At 50.2% G+C, this 17,738-nt stretch carries 11 protein-coding genes and 1 pseudogene; 11 read left to right on the forward strand and 1 reads right to left on the reverse strand.

Going from position 1 to position 17,738, the window contains the following annotated elements:
* The 10 genes and pseudogenes from JUJ53_RS03555 to JUJ53_RS03600 all read left to right on the forward strand — a co-directional run.
* Positions 1 to 224: pseudogene (locus JUJ53_RS03555) on the forward strand (hypothetical protein); the annotation flags it as partial.
* Complete coding sequence (locus JUJ53_RS03560) at positions 205 to 4,227, forward strand: hypothetical protein (RefSeq protein WP_204150606.1); 4,023 nt, start codon at positions 205 to 207, stop codon at positions 4,225 to 4,227. The pseudogene JUJ53_RS03555 and the gene JUJ53_RS03560, both read left to right, overlap by 20 nt.
* A 2-nt stretch (positions 4,228 to 4,229) precedes the next feature.
* On the forward strand, positions 4,230 to 5,417 hold the full coding sequence (locus JUJ53_RS03565; protein WP_204150607.1) for a CHAT domain-containing protein: 1,188 nt from the start codon (positions 4,230 to 4,232) through the stop codon (positions 5,415 to 5,417).
* Positions 5,417 to 6,181: a hypothetical protein gene (locus JUJ53_RS03570; RefSeq protein ID WP_204150608.1), complete on the forward strand. Its 765-nt coding sequence runs from the start codon at positions 5,417 to 5,419 to the stop codon at positions 6,179 to 6,181. Before JUJ53_RS03565 ends, JUJ53_RS03570 begins: the two co-directional genes overlap by 1 nt.
* Positions 6,178 to 8,052 (forward strand): hypothetical protein, encoded by a 1,875-nt coding sequence (locus tag JUJ53_RS03575; protein WP_204150609.1) that lies wholly within the window; start codon positions 6,178 to 6,180, stop codon positions 8,050 to 8,052. The genes JUJ53_RS03570 and JUJ53_RS03575 overlap by 4 nt, the downstream gene beginning before the upstream one ends.
* Positions 8,053 to 8,124: 72 nt before the next feature.
* Complete coding sequence (locus JUJ53_RS03580; RefSeq protein WP_204150610.1) at positions 8,125 to 9,900, forward strand: Hsp70 family protein; 1,776 nt, start codon at positions 8,125 to 8,127, stop codon at positions 9,898 to 9,900.
* Positions 9,901 to 10,000: 100 nt separating this feature from the next.
* The gene (locus JUJ53_RS03585) at positions 10,001 to 10,315 is read left to right on the forward strand and encodes a hypothetical protein (protein WP_204150611.1); all 315 of its coding nucleotides are present in this window, start codon (positions 10,001 to 10,003) and stop codon (positions 10,313 to 10,315) included.
* A gap of 502 nt (positions 10,316 to 10,817) precedes the next feature.
* The gene (locus JUJ53_RS03590; RefSeq protein WP_204150612.1) at positions 10,818 to 11,978 is read left to right on the forward strand and encodes a hypothetical protein; all 1,161 of its coding nucleotides are present in this window, start codon (positions 10,818 to 10,820) and stop codon (positions 11,976 to 11,978) included.
* Between the two features lie 799 nt (positions 11,979 to 12,777).
* Entirely contained in the window at positions 12,778 to 16,059 is a 3,282-nt protein-coding gene (gene drmD / locus JUJ53_RS03595) for a DISARM system SNF2-like helicase DrmD (RefSeq protein WP_239124746.1), read from the forward strand.
* Between the two features lie 6 nt (positions 16,060 to 16,065).
* The gene (locus JUJ53_RS03600) at positions 16,066 to 16,494 is read left to right on the forward strand and encodes a hypothetical protein (protein WP_204150613.1); all 429 of its coding nucleotides are present in this window, start codon (positions 16,066 to 16,068) and stop codon (positions 16,492 to 16,494) included.
* A 149-nt stretch (positions 16,495 to 16,643) separates the two neighbouring features.
* On the opposite strand, the gene JUJ53_RS25415 is transcribed toward JUJ53_RS03600, so the two are convergent.
* Positions 16,644 to 17,042: a hypothetical protein gene (locus JUJ53_RS25415; protein WP_204150614.1), complete on the reverse strand. Its 399-nt coding sequence runs from the start codon at positions 17,040 to 17,042 to the stop codon at positions 16,644 to 16,646.
* A gap of 325 nt (positions 17,043 to 17,367) precedes the next feature.
* Here JUJ53_RS25415 and JUJ53_RS25420 point away from each other — a divergent pair, with 325 nt between their 5' ends.
* On the forward strand, positions 17,368 to 17,730 hold the full coding sequence (locus JUJ53_RS25420) for a four helix bundle protein (RefSeq protein WP_204150615.1): 363 nt from the start codon (positions 17,368 to 17,370) through the stop codon (positions 17,728 to 17,730).
* The last annotated feature ends 8 nt before the right edge of the window (positions 17,731 to 17,738 follow it).

Below are 17,738 nucleotides of genomic sequence, written 5' to 3' on the forward strand. Positions count from 1 at the left end.
AACAACGTAGCCGCTATCTCAATGCCTTTAGTTATTGTTATCAACGGCAATATCCACCTCGAATTTCTGAAGGCGATCGCCAACGTCTTGACCAACTGGCTCAAGACTGGCTCTTAAAGTCGCCCAAGGTTCAGTCCATCGAGAACGATTTTATTCAAACGGTTCAGTCAATTATTGAAAAATACGAAGCAGGACTCAAGCGTCATGTATACAAAGAAGATTGACCTTCGCGAGTCCGATATTGTAAATCTTCGTCAAGATACGGGGATTGACAGTCTTAACCTCAATGAATCGTTTCTAGAAATGATTGAGCGTGGGGTTGTTGAGAAACTGATTAAGGATAAACAGGAGTACCGAATACAATATGCTGCAGCGTTGCGGAAAAATGGGAGTCTGAATCAACGCGATCGCACGAAGCTTTTGGCACTTCAGGCAGAGAAAGGACTTGGAAATGTCATTATCCAGACCATCACGGCTGAGGAAGATCAAGCCTTTGAGCATGATCAACATCTGTATCGGCAGGCCTGTGCAGATTATTTTCATCAAACAGCAGCGAGTATAGATGAGGCAAACCAATATCTTCAGCCCCAAGCGAAGAGTTTTCAGTTTGGGCGTGCCGTTGTCAATGCCATCCTGGAGCAAGAGCAAGAGTATTTTGAGAAGAATCGGCAAAGCTATCGTTCTCAAGCAAAAGAGCAGCTTTTTGGGCATGGGAGATTTAACCAAGCTCTGCTAACCAAACAACAGGCTGAATTAAAGCTTGGCGATCGCGTTGTTCAATCGATCGAAGATGAGGTTAGCCACACCTTTCAAGATATCCGTCATGCCTATGCTGATCTCTACAAGGCTGATTTATATGATGATGAGGCTGTTGAACGCGCGCATTTACGAGATCATCAGCGTGATTTTCCGCTAGGCGATGAGGTTGTTATTCAGGTTCATCAAGACATCCAGGATGAATTTCAGCGCGATCGCCAAACGTACTATGATGCTGACTTTGCTGACTTGCATGATGATGGGCAGCGAGACATAGAGCGTTTGAAGGTACTTCAACGCCAACTGGGACTTGGGGATATTGTCATCCAGTCGGTGCAAGTCAATGTTGATCAACAATTCCGCGAACATTGGTCTGACTATAAAAATGCCTATCAGATAGATTTATATGAGGATGGGCACTGTAATCAGGAGGTCTTGCGCGCTCGCCAGCTCAAACTCCATTTAGGTTATGAGGTGATCAAAGCGATCGCCCAGACGGTCGCTGAAGACTTTGATAGCGATCGCCAACGATATGGCCAGCGAGCTGCAGATCAACTGCATAGCTCAGGAACCTTCAACGAAGGGGAGTTATCATCACTTCAGCAAGAGTTAGGACTAGGCGAAACGGTTTGCCAGGATCTTGAAGATAAAGCACAAACTGCCTTTAATGAAGATTGTGAAACCTTTAAGGCAGAGGTTTTCGAACATCTACACCAGTGGGGTGAGGTGCAAGATCATCAGTTGCTGGAGCTTCAGTTAGGTCTAGGAAAAGCAGTTAAAGATAGCATTATTCAAGAGGAGAGCGATCGCTTTCAATCTGAGGTGACGATCTTGGCTGAAGTTATAGCACAACAGTTGCATCAGCATGATACATGGCAATCTGATCAACTCACTCAAATGCAGGCAGAGTTTCAGCTCAGCGATAGCATTGTAGAGCATATCGTAGCTGAGCAACAGGATATTTATCATAGCCATCGTCGAACGTATCGTTTGGTCTACAGTCAAGCAACGCGCGAGATAACTGGATCAACCCTCAGTGCAGATGCAGCGGTCAGATTAGCACAACTTCGGGATGAGTTAGGGCTGAGTGGTAAGGTTAGTCATGGCATTAAGCAGGCCTATCATTACGCTCAGCTACAGTATCAAAATACGTTTGACAGCGTATTGCGGCGGTATGATTGCAGCAACAACCAGACTCTCAGTATTGACGCAAGCGATCGCTCGTCTCTCCATGAGTTGCAGACGTCACTGGATCTTGAAGCTGAAGACATTCAGATGATTGAGCGAGATGCAGAACAAGACTATCGTCATAGTTTAGATGACTACGAAGAAGAAGTGCGATCGCTCTTGCGTGACAATGCTGAACTCGTGGATAGTGATATGGCTACCTTGAAGCAGCTTCAGCAAGAGTTATATATTCAGCCGAATGTCGCTGACTGCATTAAGTCGAGAGTTTTGGACGATCTAGGACTTCAGGTTGAAGCCCCTGTTATGTCTCCGGTTATCTCTCAGGAAGATTTATCATCGCTTCAGCAAGATTTAGGACTAGGCGAAACGGTTGGCCAAGATCTTAAAGATAGAGCAAACATTGCCTTTAATAAAGAGCTAAAAGCTGCTTCTGAGAAAGTCACTTATATCGTTTTGTTAAATAGTTCTAAAACTATAGTTTCAATTGGCGAAGAGTTAGAGATTGCTATCAAACTTCAAGATTTTCGAGATGTCAGTGAACATAACCATCTCATTGAGATTCCATCTAACGAGATAGCTGGTAATGAAATTAATATACTTCTAAATGCGACTGGCTTTCAAGTCAAAGGAGACAGTGTAGCCAGCTTCCCACTTGGCTTACATATGGCCACTCAACAAATCTCCCAAACAGCCAGCTTTCGATTGGTAGCTCTTCGCCCTGGCACTTCTACTATCACTGCCGAACTCTACCAAGGGGATACATTTACAACAACCCTGGAAGCCACCGTTCAGGTCATTGGCTTAGAAGAATCCACCTTCCTCAACACCAGCATCAAAGCTGAACCTCGTCCTGTTTCCCAGCCTGATCTGGTTCTCCAGGTTCAAACTCTGTGGAACGAAACTGCTTCAGTCTGCACCTTCCGTTACCATCTCAGGAGCTTTCGCGCTTCATCACTCCTAACTCCTGGCATTAGCTACCAATCCCAGCCCCTATCAGCTTCCTGGCTAGAACAGGTACATGAACTCTTGCAAACCGAACTTGAAACCCTATCTGATACGCTTCCCACCGATGGACGCTCCCATCTCACCTCACTAGGCCAATATTTATTCCAACATCTGTTCCCCTCCGAACTGCAAACCGACCTCCGCAACCTAAATCGTTATCAGGCACTCACCCTGCTAATCCTTGCAGACCAGGATGCTCAGTTTCCCTGGACACTGCTCCACAACGGACAAGAGTTTTTGGGTGAGCGGTTTATCATAGGGCACTGGCTTTGGGATCTCAACAACGCCCACCCCTACGAATTCCCCGTCGGTGCCATTAACATTGCCCATTACGCCAACGTCGAGCAGCCCGAAGTCTGGGCGACCCTGCTGGAGCCTCCGGGTGCGCCCCCGCCCCTAATTCTGACAGGCGGTGTCTTGGATGATTTGGCTACCACCGAGGCCATGCGAGGCTTACACCTGATCCGTATGGGGCAATCAACCGCAGATGCAGACCGCCAGGATGCCCCCGTTCCGCTGGATATTGCTGTGGCAGAGGTGGACATCGACCAGAAAATTCGCCCCATCAAACTTAGCCTGCGCCGCAACCACCCCCTTATCACCCTAAGCTATCTCCGCCAGGATCAGCCTGAACTCACCCACCTGCAACAAACCTGGGCTGCTACCTTCATTCGAGCTGGATGCAGTGCCTTTGTCGGTTCTCTTTGGGCAGTCAACCCTGCAACCGAAGCTGCTTTTGTGAGTAGCTTCTACCACGCCCTCTGGAAAGGCGATTCTCTGGGAGGAGCCTTCCAAACGGCTCGTCGGCTTGCCCGTGCCGCCGTCCCGGATTCCCTTGACTGGCTGGCGTATCTCCTCTTTGGCGACCCCATGGCACGCCCCTACCGACCCGTCCAGGGGCAAGGCTATGCTGTGGTAGAACCCATCGGTCAGGACATCAACGATCCCGTCCCTCCCGGTTCTACCATCCGATTCAAGGTTAGTCTCCGGCGCACACCTCCCGTCTGGCATGAGGAGCGCGTGATCGAAGTGGCAGAAAACCTTACGTTCGGTGATTTACAGGCGAGCATTTCAGCCTCTGGCTTGGAAGTTATGCCAAGTGCATCGATTCCGCTCAGAATTCTGCCTAACGGCAATTACTTAGGCTGGTTTAATCTTGCTGTGCCAACAGACATTACTGAGGAATCTGCTTTGATCCAGGTCTATTTTGTGGATGGAAGGCGACTGGTTCAGAGTCTGACCTTTGCCCTCAATATTAACTATGGGGGAAATTGCTGATTATGGGCGGACTCACTAGTGCTATCCAGCCTCAGATCATTTCCTCTTACCTACCGATTACAATTTTCAAAGAGGAATATCGGATTTCTCACTATCCATTCCCCTTTGACAGAACTTCAAGTGATGACGAACTCCTAAAGTTCACAAGCAGCATATTGCAATGCTTTAGGCGTTTAGAAGTAAAATCTAAAAAAAGTTTGGATTTAGACCCAGACTTTTGTCAGCAACAACTCATTGAACTTGCTAAGTGGGGAACATTAGCCTATCAAAGATTCTTTCGGGATGAAGAGGCGCGCCAATTATTGACCGATCAGCTTCAGATGACCGCCAATCCAATCCCTGCCCCAACTTTTGTCTCTAGCTCAATTCCCTTCCCTTGGGAAGTTCTGTATCAAGGCAAAGAACACAATGATCCTCAACGAGAGATGTTTTGGGGATTCTGCTATACCCCCGCTCGGATTCTCACCCCCAAACGTGATATTTCTCGTCATGCCAAGGAACATAATCTACCCTTGGATATGCTATTTTGCATCCACCAAACCTTGAGCCAATCGCATGAGCAAGAGTGGCCTGCCATTCGCAAATTAATTGCTGTCACCAAGCAAGATAACTGTTGTTTGCTCAATTTGTCTGGCGGGCGATCACAGGTTAAGGACGGTGAAAGCCTGTTGCAGTATCTAAACACAGCCAGCCATAATATGCTCCACTTTGCCTGTCACTGTAAACCCAAAGAAGCTGAAATTGACACCTTATTGATTTCTATATTGTTAGATGATCTTGAAGAAACAATTACAACTGATCTCCCGGTGATTGAGTTAAGCGCATTCACCTTCGATTTAGTAAGAGGACAATTCCAGCGCAACCCTTTAATTTTTCTGAACGCCTGCCAGTCAGCCGGTGGAGGCGATCAAGTGCGCAAAACTTTAAACCTGCCTGAGATGTTTGTTCAGCAAGGAGCGGCTTCAATCATTGCCACAGCTTGCCCAGTTCCCGATCTGTTCGCTGCGGCTTTTGCCAAGCAATTCTACACCTTCTTTCTAGAACAGCGGATGCCAGTGGGGCAGGCACTTCGTGAAACTCGTCTATATTTTCTAGAAAAGCATCATAATCCCCTGGGGCTAGCATACGGACTTTATAGTCCTGCTCATTACCGCCTCGCCCAATCTCCGATGATGGAAGGAGTCGCCTGATGACAGACTCAACCTCAACCCAAACCATTACCCAGCAGGATATTGATATTCTGCTGGAGCGACTGAAGGCACTCCGTGCCGAGATCCAAACAGCTAGAAAGGCGATTTCTCCTCTGGAGGAGAATCTGAAACTTGCGTTCGAGGCTTTTCAGATCGTTGTTGGGGGAGCCCGTCGCCACTGCAGGCGGCTCCAAGCCGAAATTGGCAATCTTCGTACCCGCATCCACAGTTTAAATGGCCAGGATGATGACTTGCTCGATTTTGATTTGATCGAAGAAGACACCCGTGATGACGTTTTGGAGACGACTCAAGTAGAGAAAGACCCGGAAGCGGTAGAAAAGGATATCTTGTACGAGCACCTTTTGAACGTCCTAGATTCCATTGATGATGCCGATCTCTTCGCCAACCTGCAAACCCTTTGCCAAGACCCTACTGTTAGCCTAGCAGAGGTTTTGGAGCAGTCCCCCTGGGAATTGGTCTGGCAAGCAAGACCTGTTCAAGAAAGCTTGCTGGATCAGCACCGCCGCCTCCAACGTTGGGAAGCCTCTTTACTACGACAAGTGGAAACCCTAACCCGCGTCGAAGACCGATTGCGCAACGATTCTCGTTATGGTCTCTGGCAACAGCAGCAGAAAGGGGCTGAAGTCTGGGAGCAGTTTTTACAGCAAGCTCTAGAGCAACAGGAAGACCAGAACCAAGAACTTGAGGCCGAACTAGAAACCCTCCGCCAGGAGTGGGAGCAGTTGCGGAGTGCCTTGCTATGAGTAGCCAAAACTATACCAACGATTTGCCGGTTCTTCTCCGAACGGATGACTTACCGATTCCTGCTCCAGATGCCGCTCCTCAGCATGAACTAGCCGCTCCCAGCTACCCAGACTGGCTCAACCTCGCTAGCCAATGCCATATTCGTAACCTGTCGCTTGATTCTTCAACTGGAGACCTTTGGCTCGCGACCGGCGGAGGCATTCTACATTGGCACTCCGGTATGGAGCGTTTCACCCGCTACAGTAGTGAGCATGGCTTACCCGGTAACTCCATCAAATTGGTAGCTGTGGATGGAAATAGCCAACCCTGGGTGGCTCACGAAAATAGTGGACTTAGTTATCTCGACGGCGAAACCTGGCAGCCCTACCTTACCTTATCTGATGCTCATGTCAGTTGTTTTACTCTTGATCAAACCGGGCATTTGTGGGTAGGAGCCGATACGGGACTTTACAAACTGACCCATCCAACAAAAGAACCCACGTTAGTTGAATTGCCACTCCACAGCACTCCTCCTCGATCCCTTGCCATTACAACCTCAAATGACATCTGGCTCTGTACGGCCCAAGGGGTGTTCCATCGGCAGGAAGATTGGCAACGCTATAATACCTCCCCAAGAATTCTTACCCTGACAAGGCAGGCTAATAACCTTTGGCTAGGGACTTTAGATGGCTTAGTTCGCATTGATTTGTTAACAGATAAACTCCATCCAGTAAAGGTATGTCGTGCCGAGGTTTCAGCCCTAGCGCCAATAGAAAACGGTGTATGGGCCGCTTGCGGGAAAACCGTGGGGTTGGCAACCGAAACAGATTGGACACCCGTTAATGGTAAAGCTTGGGACTGGGTTACTAGCCTCATCCCTGCTAGTGGCGAAGGCATTTGGATTGGCACCCACTCGGGACTTCAGTTTGCCAGTTCAACCACCAATCGTTCCCAGTTAACCGACGCTCCACCGGATGTCATTGGTGTGCGATCGCCCCACCAACCACCCATCATGTTTAGTAACCTGATCCAGGATCTAACAATTCAAAAGACATCTAACACGACCCTGCTCTGGATAGGGACAGCACGAGGAGTATTTCGAGTCGACTTATCCACTGAAACCTGGAGACGGTTAGGAAAGCTCGGGAACCAAGATATTCGAGCGTTAGCAGTAAGCGAGTCAGGGCAAAATTTGTGGGTTTCCAGTTTTATCAATGGTTTGTACGACGCCCAGCAGCCCTCCGACTTGAAACTAGCCCCGGAAGTTTTGGGGCCTATTACTGCTCTAGAGTGCGGAGTTAACGCCAGTTTTTGGGCGGGTGGCTTAAATGGAGTCTATAACTATGGTGGTGGGACCTGGCAGTTGACTCTTCCAGCCAAGAAGCTACCCAATGCCGCCTGGATTCGGGCGATCGCCCAAGCCAAACCAGACTGTGTATGGCTTGGCACCTCCGTCGGGTTGTTGTCATTCAATCCTGAGACTCAAATTGCCTCACTGGTGCCTGGTTCCTTAGGCGGTGTCCATATTCAGTCCCTTCTAGCTCTTTCCAACGAAGAGAAAAGCTTGATTTGGGTGGGAACTCAACGTGGCCTTTATTTGGGACAGGGGGATGATTGGCAACCTGTAACAACCCTCGGAAATCGCTCAATCACTGCGCTGGCTGCAGATTTGATGTCTGAAAAGGTTTGGGTAGGTACAAATCGAGGGTTATGGTGCCTGCATAATCTACAGGGGAATTGGGAGATTTTGGAAGAATTCACCGTAGATAGTAGTGGACTAGCCCACAATCGAATTACCGCACTTACCCTCGATACCAGTTGTACAGGGGAAAAACGTCTTTGGGTCGGTACCCCCTGTGGTTTGAGTGTCTATACTTATGAATCTGGATAGCTGCTTGTGTTGACCCGATGATGTGGTGGATCAAAATTCCTTAGAACGGTAAGAAGCGAACAGGAGTCACTCGTGGCAGACATTAATATTCTTGGCATCGATCTGGGTACAACTAACTCAGCGATCGCAATTTGGGATTTAGAAGCCGGGCAGCCCAGAGTCCTCAGCAATAAGGAGGGTGAGCGGCTTACTCCATCTGTTGTCATGTTCGATGCCGCTGCTCAAGCATTTGTGGTCGGTCGGGCCGCCATTGAACAAATGATCGAACAACCTACTAATGTTGCCTACTCAGTGAAACGGTTTATTGGTCGAACCTTCAGCGATATGCAGGTATTGCAGGATCAGAGAAACGTCACCTACACCATCGAGGAGGCTGAGAAGCACAAGGTCGTGGTTCGACTAGGCAATCGCAGATGCACCCCACCTCAAATTTCAGCAGAAATTCTGCGCAAACTGAGGGAGGACGCAGAAGTAGCTTTGGGGGGTAGCCCTATCGCTCAGGCGGTGATTACCGTTCCTGCCTACTTTAATGAGTCTCAGCGCCAAGCGACCAAAGAAGCTGGAGAGCTTGCTGGCCTGCGAGTTCCTCGTATTATCAATGAACCTACCGCTGCAGCCCTAGCCTTCGGGCTAGGGGCAGAGCCCCAAACCATCGCCGTCTATGACTTGGGAGGAGGCACTTTCGATGTTTCTGTCCTTCGTATTGAGCATGGTGTCTTCAGAGTTAAGTCAACCAGCGGTGATACTCATTTAGGTGGAGATGATTGCGACCAGGCCATTGTGGACTGGATTGCCACGGCCTTTAAAACCCAGCACGGACAGGAATTACCCCTCTCATCCAATGCCCAACTCTATGCATTGCTTCGAGAGGAGGCTAAGAAAGCAAAAATTGCCTTAACCAATTCGCTAGATTATGTAATCAGCCTATCGAACCGACTTACAAAGGATGCTCCAACCTTCGACCTCAATGTAACTCTTACCCGTTCTGACTTAGATGAGTTGGTTCAACCGCTGATCAAACGCTCCTTAGCAATCTGCGATATTGCCCTAAACAAGGCAGGACTGACTGCCAGCGATATTGATCAGGTTCTACTCGTGGGTGGGCAAACCCGGATGCCTGCGGTCAAAGCGGCAATTCGGGAGCACTTCAACTGCAAAGTCAATGATTCCATCAACCCCGATGAGGCAATTGCCCGTGGAGCATCTATCCTAGGTGCGCGCTTATGTGGCCATCTAAAAGACAAAGTCAAACTGTGGGACGTGATCCCGCTTTCCTTAGGGCTTGAGCTGGCAGACAGAAGAATGGATCAGATCATCTCAGCCAATCAGCAAATTCCCTTCAAAAGCCAGCCTAAGTATTTCACCACACAACGAGACGGCCAAGAAACCATTCGCTTTTGTGTTTACCAGGGAGAACGCCCTATCGCTAAGAACAATGTGTTCATCGGCGAAGTCACTTTGAGCTTAACGACCTCCCGACCTGCAGGAGAACATCGCATCAAATGCGTCTTTTCAGTAGACCAAGACGGCATTCTTCACGTTCTGGCAGAAGATACCAATACAGACGGTGAACCTGTTGAAGAAAAATTTGACCATGTCTACCGCATGACTCAGCAGGAAATCGATGCAGTGCTCGAAGCAGCAAACACTCATCAGGACGAAGATGCTCTAACTACTCAACTCTTCCATCTGCAAGAAGAGTTGCAACAGCTGCAGCAATGGTTGGATCAAAAGAAGCTAGTTAATCCTGCTATCTCGGAACAGGTAAAAGCATTTGAAAGAGCTGTGAGCGATCGCGATATAGAGACTGCTGAAAAAGTCATTGCCAAACTCAAAGATATGCTTTAGTTTTCTGCCTTTTGGGCCATCTGCTTATATTCTTATTTTGCTTAACAGTTTGTGCAAGTATCATCTATCGAAAACTTTGTCCCTATAGTGAGGATGCTTTATGGATACGAACACTCCCAACACAATTGATATCATCGCCCGTGAGGATGAAAACCTTAGCCGTGGTGATAGGCTCGAAGTCGTTAGCAAAACTCTTCCGGTCAGCGAACTTCGAGAAAAATTCAAGCAGTTTATGAGCAGCCTGCAAGAAATTATCGAAGAAGATGCTGCTAGTAGTGGACCATTCCATCTCAGCGAGGTTCAGTTTAGCGCAGAAATAACAGGTAGTGGAGATTTCAAGCTTCTTGGTATCGGATTGGGTGGGCAAGTGAGTAACGCGATTACTTTTACCATGACTCGCAAGGAAAAGAGTTGAGCAGTATTATCGTGCCTTTTACGGTGGAGGGTTCCTGTTATCGCATTGTTTTTGAGGTGTGGGGAAAACCTGTTTGGTGTCGCAATTACGTCCTGAGGAGTTGGTGGTCTTGGATAATGCGACGTTGCATTATGGGGGACGGATCTCTGAGCTGATTGAGGCGGCTGAGTGTCAACCACCCTGTTCCCCGAACTTGAATCGGATTGAGAGGTGCTAGGCGTGGCTGAAAAGCTGGATTCGTTGCGTATTGGCGAACGTTCCAAGTTTACGAGAGGGTATGGAGCTTGTGCTCAAGAAGGCTACGTCCTAGCTAGAAAGAATCAAACTATACTATATGCTCCCTAGATACTCATCAACACGCCCATGGGGTATCTATGTGAGATTTGCTGTATGACCTTCAGCCCAGACAGACAATTTCTTGCCATCGGTGGCGACGATCTTGAGATTCTGCTGTGGGTAGTATAATTATGGCTTCAGTGCATCAGCCTATCTGGGCAAAACCATGAAGAAGATTTTGATTCTGGCTGCCAACCCAAAAGACACTAATCGTTCCCGTCTGGATCAAGAAGTTAGAGATATCCAAGAGGGTCTCAATCGCGCCCAACGCCGGGATGATTTTAAGCTCATCTGTAAATTTGCTGTTCGCCCCAGAGATATCCAAAGAGCCTTACTAGATGAGACTCCACAGATAGTACATTTCTCCGGACATGGAGACGGTGAAGAAGGATTAATTTTTGAAGATAATTTAGGCTATGTAAAACTCGTTAGTGGCGAAGCACTAGCCACTCTCTTTAGTTTGTTTGCCAGTGAGATTAAATGCGTCTTACTCAATGGTTGTTATTCAAAACTTCAGGCTGAAAGCATTAATAAGCATATTGACTATGTAATTGGCATGAGTCAGGCTATTGGTAGCAATGCAGCTATTGAATTCTCAGTTGCTTTTTATGATGCCCTCGGAGCTGGTCGGCCCTATGAGTTTGCTTACAAGTTAGCTTGTGCAGCTATCCAATTAAATTCATCTGTTTCTACAAGTTTTGATGATACTCGCAAAAGCCTAACTCTTGATGCCGAGCCTCCTCAGGAGGAATATCTTACGCCTTTATTGCTGAAGCGGCAAGGGCTAGAAGAAGCAGGCGGTGCTACACCTGTCTCAGGACTTAACTTGCTAATGGATGCTCAACTCAAAAAAGAGACTTTAGAAGCAACTTTGTCTAAAGTAGAGCAGGCAGGTCAAGGTCGCTTAGAAATTCTGAATAGGCAGATTTCCGAAGAAGAAAGAAAACTCCAGAATACACTTTCAACAAACTTGAAAGAACTGCTGGAGTGGCTTAAAAACAACCAGAGAGAGCTTTCTCACTCTGCCTTCAGATATATGTCAGAACAAAAAACGAGTTTAATCAATGGATTATCGAAGGAAGAGCAGGAAGATTTTCAGTGGGATATTGAAAAATACGTGGAGTCAGTATACTTTTCAATATTATCTAACTCCTTCACTCTACTAGACGAGCCAGCGATTGAACCAGCGATCAATTCCCCTGAAGCATATGAAGCAGCATTCGCATTCATCAAGCAAAAAGCGCCAGGGAGATTTAATCAAGAGGTTGTCGGACTGATGTCAAGTCGCTTTGATTATCTTCTCGAAAGACTATTTATTACTCTATGAGTTATCAGTCGACATGAACGAATATCAATCTTCTGTTACTCTCAATTCCCGATGAGTGGCTGAATATTGTCTAATTCTTTTCTTATTTCTCTTATCTTTTCACCACTGTCCTTCTCAGACTTTATTATTCGATTAATTTTCCGAAGAGCCGTTTGCAACTGTATTCTTTCACGTGCCAAGGAAGTGAGATCATTCACGGGAGTTGATCAGAAAGCTTCTGTCAAAACTTCTGTTCAACTCGCCAGGATCAGGATGCTTTAGGTTTTCCTTAAAGAATCTTTAAAGAACTAGTGACCTCACCCACGCTTGATCTGCCTGAGATGCTTTTCCTCTCGCTGCTTTTCAACAACGAGGCTTTGCAAGGTTTGCGAAGAAGAGCCGTTAGAATCAATCTGTTTGGGAGATTGCTGTGTCATGGGTAATACCTCAAAGAATAGTGGATTCCATCATTCGGATAGCTAGACTATCCAGAACAAGTCAAATTTAGTACAATTGAACTATCGCAGCATAGCGCGCGAGCACCAGATAGATCAAATGTACTATTCGGTGGTTTTAAGCCAAATTCTGGGCTTCGGGGGCGCAAAAAAGATTTTTGTTGAGTCTGTTGCTATTTTTCTTGGCTTAATTCCTGAATCCGGCTAGAAAGCTGCATTCGAAGGCAATGCCTTGGGATCAGGTTTTGTTTAGATGCATAGGGCAGTACTAAACAAACGTGAAGAGTCGCAAGGGTTGGGGGCATGAGCTGTTAACTTGGCTAAGTTGTAGATACCGCACTCTATCTGAGACCCAAGTCTTGCCCATGATCCGCAACAGCAGACCAGAGACCGCCTCTTCCTCCGTGCCCCAGGTGGGTATGCTCGCCACCCTGCGTAATCGTCGAGCACTGATCGCCGCTGTCGAGCCTTTCGGCTCTGGCGTTGAGGGACAAACTCATCTAGTGCGGCTGGAGTACATCGATTCCGATGGCCCGCCTGAAGACAGTCTGATCTGGGAGCGAGAAGTCAACAAAACCCTGCTTGAACCGACAGCTCTACCGCCCATTGAAAACTCAGACCCTGTGCCCTTGTCCGAGTACGATGCCCTGCTGCGGGCGACCCGGTGGACAGCGCTTACTCCGTTTTTGACCTTCGATCGCACCTCTGCCCAAGTCCAGCCCCCCATCTCCTCCCCCTTCTTTGGTGCCGTCCAGGTCGAAGACTTTCAGCTGGTGCCGCTGCTCAAGGCGCTTCAGATGCCGCGTATCTCCCTCTTGCTGGCGGATGACGTGGGGCTGGGCAAAACCGTAGAGGCAGGACTGATTCTGACTGAGCTGTTGCTGCGTCGTCGCATTCGGCGGGTGTTGATTCTCTGTCCTGCAGCGCTGCGGCAACAGTGGCAGCAGGAAATGAAAACCAAATTCTCCCTGTCCTTTGATGTGATCGACCGGGCCGAGACCCACACTCTACAAAAGCGATTGGGGCTCGATGCCAATCCTTGGCGAACGTTTCCGCGCATTGTCACCTCTTACCACTACCTGCGGCAGCCCGATGTGTTAGAGCAATTTCGTGCCGCCTGCCAGCAGCCGGAGGGGTCAGCCCAGCTACCCTGGGATTTACTGATTGTGGATGAATGCCATAATTTGATGCCTTCCAACTTTGGGGAAGACAGTGATTTGTCGAAGATGCTGCGGGCGATCGCCCCCTGGTTCGAGCACAAGCTTTTCCTCAGCGCTACCCCCCACAATGGTCACACCCGCTGTTTTTCAGGCCTGCTAGAGCAGCTTGATCCGGTGCGTTTTACCCAAACCAGCGACTTCACCCCCGACATGCAGCAGCGCATTCAAGAGGTGGTGATTCGGCGGCTAAAAAAAGAGATTAACGCTCTGGACGAGCAGGAAGGTCGCACGCCCCGCTTCTGCCGGCGGCTGACGGAGCCCGTGCCCCTGTATTTCTCCAGGGAGGAGCGGCGGCTCTCTGAAGCGTTTGCAGCTTTTCGCAGTGCGGTTAAACGTTTAATTGCGGCCTCTAGCAAAACCGATCAGCTTGCAGGAGGGTTTGCAGTGGAGGTGCTGAATAAGCGCCTGCTATCGTGCCCCTACACCTTTGCCAATTCCTGGTTTCGGTTTCGGGAAGGCAACGCCCAGGATGAAGGGGCTGAGGTGGGCGCGGTGCAGGCCGCTCGACGGGCTACCCAAGAAGACCTAGACGATGACCAAGAGGCCGAGGGTCGCTTCCAACATGCAGCCAAAACCACCGGGGCCTGGTTTCAGCCTTTGATTCCCCACCTTCAGGCGGAAATTACAGCGGTGGATGAGGCTCTAGACATCCTTAACCTTTCTCCTAATGCCGAGGAGAACCTACCCTTGCCGAGCATAGATGAACGGTGGGAGAAGCTGCTTGACACCATCGAAAAGTACCTGCGGGTGGGCACCCAGTGGAAAGGATCTGACCGGATTGTGGTTTTTACTGAATATAAAACCACCCTCGATTATCTGAGGCGACGACTGCTGGAGAGCTATGCCCATCAACCCGAAGTGGTGCGCGAACTCTACGGTGGTATGGACGATCGCCAGAGAGACGAGGTTAAGCAGGCCTTTAATGACCCCGACAATCCGGTGCGGGTATTGTTGGCGACTGATGCCGCTTCCGAAGGGCTCAACCTGCAAGAAACGGCCCACATCGTTTTGCACTACGACATTCCATGGAACCCAGCTCGCCTAGACCAGCGCAATGGCCGTCTCGATCGCCATGGTCAGGCCCAGGATGTATTTGTGCTCCACTTTGCCAGTGAGGATGATGCTGACCTGAAGTTTTTGGCGCGGGTGGTGGAAAAGGTCAACACCATCCGGGAAGAACTAGGTTCTATGGGTGAGGTGTTTGATGCTGCGTTCCAGCGGCGCTTTGTGGAACTAGAGGACACCGATCGCGTCCTGCGCGGCCTAGATGATGCCGTGAACTATCGCCGGGGGCGATCGCGCATTCCCAGCTCTGAAGAGATCGCAGCGGGGCAGGCGGCAGCAGCAGCTCTGCATACCCTAGAGCAGGAGCTAGACCTCACCCCCACCACCCTGGCCCAAACCCTAGAAATTGCCTTGGGCATTGGGGTAGGTCTACCCCGGTTTGAAGCGCCCGACGACCAGGGTCGCCTGCGATTAAAGATGCCCATTCCCCCCAAATGGGATGCGGCAGTCGATGACCATCTGCGGCTGGGCAGCACCCATGGATACCAGGGAGCACTGCCTGCCATTGTGTTTGATTCCCAGCACTTTATCCAGATCAAAAACAATCGCCCCGTTTACCGCCCCGCCAAAGACACGGTACTCATGCACCTGGGGCATCCCATGTTTCACCAGGCGTTGGGCATGTATGCCCGTGCCCGATTCCCCGGTGGTGGTGGGGATGCTGGCCAGAGCAGTCGCTGGACGGTGCGCTATGGCCTGGTGCCCGAGGGAGCTGAGGCGCTGTTGTTGCTAACGGTGGAAGAACTGGCGGTGAATGAGCTGCGAGAGCCGTTTCACCATTGGGTGCGCACGCTCCGCTACCCAATCCAAGGGGGTGAGCTAGGGGAGGCATTGCCCCATCTGGCGGCGGGTTTAGACGTGGTAGAGCCGCAGGCGGTGGATCGGGTGGCGGCAGACCAGGCTAGCGACCTGTGGGATGAGATTAAGCCCGATGTGCAGGTGGTGTTGAGGCAGCTGATTGAATCGCTGACCAGCCAGATTCAATCAGAGCTGGCCAACCGCCAGGCAATTGCTTTACAGGACGAGAGCGATCGCTTTAAGCATCGACTCAAAGAGGTGGAGCGGGCGATGAAAGAAACCACCCTACAAAAGCTGGAGAAGGAGCGCGACAAACTGCTGGAAGATATGCAGCAGCTCTCGCTGATTCCCGACGAGCGGCGATCGCAGGAAGACCGCCTACGAGATTTAGACGATGAGATGAAACGGCGGCGGGGCCACTACCAAGACTTAGCGGAGCAGTTGAAAAAGGAGCAGACCCGCGTTCTCACCCAAATTTTACCCAAGCGCTATACCCTGCGCGGCATAGCCCAGGTGTTTCCTGTTACGGTAGAGATTCGCTTACCAGAGATTCCTAGGATGTAAAGGATTTTGGGCAATACTATGCGCTACTGGGTGCAGTATCACAACTACGAAAAGCTGGGCCAACTTCCTGGTGAGGGCTGCGGCATCAGCACAGATAAACAGGATGTGCTCGACACCGTCGGCGACACTATTTTTCTGATCGTCGGCATTTCAGAAACCCCTAGACAGTACCTACTGTGGGAACAGTTCGTCTGTGAGGAGGTGTTGGATGATTGCCCCAAGCCCTGGCGGTTTGCGGCCCTGGGTGATGGCTGGTTCCTAGTTCAGCGGCGAGGCCGAGAACCCCTGCTAAACGTGCAGCCTGGTTTTAAAGAATATCTAGAGTACACCGGCAGATTTGCCCGAGGATTCCACGAAGTCACGGATCACCCATTTTTAGAGACCTTGCTACAACTATCCGAAAAGTGCAAGCCTCGGACTAAGAAACCTATCTAACCCAGACTCCCGGCTCCCAATTCCCTACTCCCATGCCACCCACCCACTTCCACACACCCACAACCCACGACGACTGGTGGATCTCCCTCAAGCATGGGGGGCTGCTGATTGCGCCGTCAAAGCTGGAGGAATTTTTTGTTTCCAGCCAGCTAGCGCCCCTGTCGCGCTACGTCGAAGATAAGCTGCGGCGCGATGTTACCCGCTTGCGGGATGGCGACCAGAGCCAGCTTGGCACCCTGCTGGATACGGTGCTGGAAGAGGTGCTGGGGCTCTCTAAGGACTTTTGGCAGAAGGGCACCTCCGTCGAGCGTGATTGGGCACAGCAAGCCATTACCCGCGAGCAAATTAAGCCCCGTCGGGTTTGGCAAGATGATCGAGGTGCTGTCCTTCCTGTATTTGTGTCCGATGGCCAGGAGCGGGGCGGCCAGGCGGCACGCCTGGGCATTGGCCGAGGCAAGCGGGCCGTATCGCGGGTGATTGAGTGGCTGCGAAAGGCAGATCAAAAGGTGGCGTTGCTCACCAATGGCTACCAATGGCGGCTCATCCATGCCGGGGCAGACTACGATGCCTGGTGCGAGTGGGATATCAACCTGTGGTTTGAGGAAGGGCGACCGGGGCCGCAGGTGACGGCCCTCCGGCTGCTGCTGGGGGAAGCGTCCCTTCGTCCCGAAAAGGCTGAGGTGCCCAGTCCGTTGATGGCGGCGATTCAGTCATCGCGTCAGGGGCAGGCAGAACTGTCGGATGTATTGGGGGAACGGGTACGGAAAGCGGTAGAGCTGCTGATTCGGGAGTCTTCGGCAGCGTTGGATGAAATGTTTGAGCGGGAGTCGGGGGTCGGGCGGGAGTCGGGAGTCGGGAGTCGGGAGTCGGGGAATGTCCCAGAATTATCGGGAACTGCGGGTTTGGAGCGAGGGTATCACGCTGGTGGAGATGTGCTACCGCCTGACCAAAGCGTTTCCGAAGGAGGAAATTTACGGGATGACGTCTCAGATTCGGAGAGCAGCCGTGTCAGTGCCAGCGAATATCGCCGAGGGCTACGGACGGGAGAACCGGGGGGAGTACATTCAGTTTCTGAAAATAGCCCAGGGATCTCTCAAAGAATTGGAAACCCACCTAATCATCTCGGAACGGGTACAACTGGCGACACCTCAGACCATCGCCCCGATCATGACTCAGTGCGAGACGGTGGGGAAAATGCTGCGTTCTCTAATCCGCACCCTACAACAGAAGCAATAACGGGAGTC

Source organism: Leptolyngbya sp. CCY15150 (assembly GCF_016888135.1).
In the GTDB taxonomy this organism is placed as follows: Bacteria; Cyanobacteriota; Cyanobacteriia; order RECH01; family RECH01; genus RECH01.

Excerpts from the sequence above, each read along its gene's own strand:
- JUJ53_RS03560 (WP_204150606.1), top strand. The coding sequence starts at position 205 with ATGTATACAAAGAAGATTGACCTTCGCGAGTCCGATATTGTAAATCTT.
- JUJ53_RS03575 (WP_204150609.1), top strand. The coding sequence starts at position 6,178 with ATGAGTAGCCAAAACTATACCAACGATTTGCCGGTTCTTCTCCGAACG.
- JUJ53_RS03570 (WP_204150608.1), top strand. The coding sequence starts at position 5,417 with ATGACAGACTCAACCTCAACCCAAACCATTACCCAGCAGGATATTGAT.
- JUJ53_RS03565 (WP_204150607.1), top strand. The coding sequence starts at position 4,230 with ATGGGCGGACTCACTAGTGCTATCCAGCCTCAGATCATTTCCTCTTAC.
- drmD (WP_239124746.1), top strand. The coding sequence starts at position 12,778 with ATGATCCGCAACAGCAGACCAGAGACCGCCTCTTCCTCCGTGCCCCAG.
- JUJ53_RS03585 (WP_204150611.1), top strand. The coding sequence starts at position 10,001 with ATGGATACGAACACTCCCAACACAATTGATATCATCGCCCGTGAGGAT.
- JUJ53_RS03590 (WP_204150612.1), top strand. The coding sequence starts at position 10,818 with ATGAAGAAGATTTTGATTCTGGCTGCCAACCCAAAAGACACTAATCGT.
- JUJ53_RS25420 (WP_204150615.1), top strand. The coding sequence starts at position 17,368 with ATGTCCCAGAATTATCGGGAACTGCGGGTTTGGAGCGAGGGTATCACG.
- JUJ53_RS25415 (WP_204150614.1), bottom strand. The coding sequence starts at position 17,042 with ATGGATGAGCCGCCATTGGTAGCCATTGGTGAGCAACGCCACCTTTTG.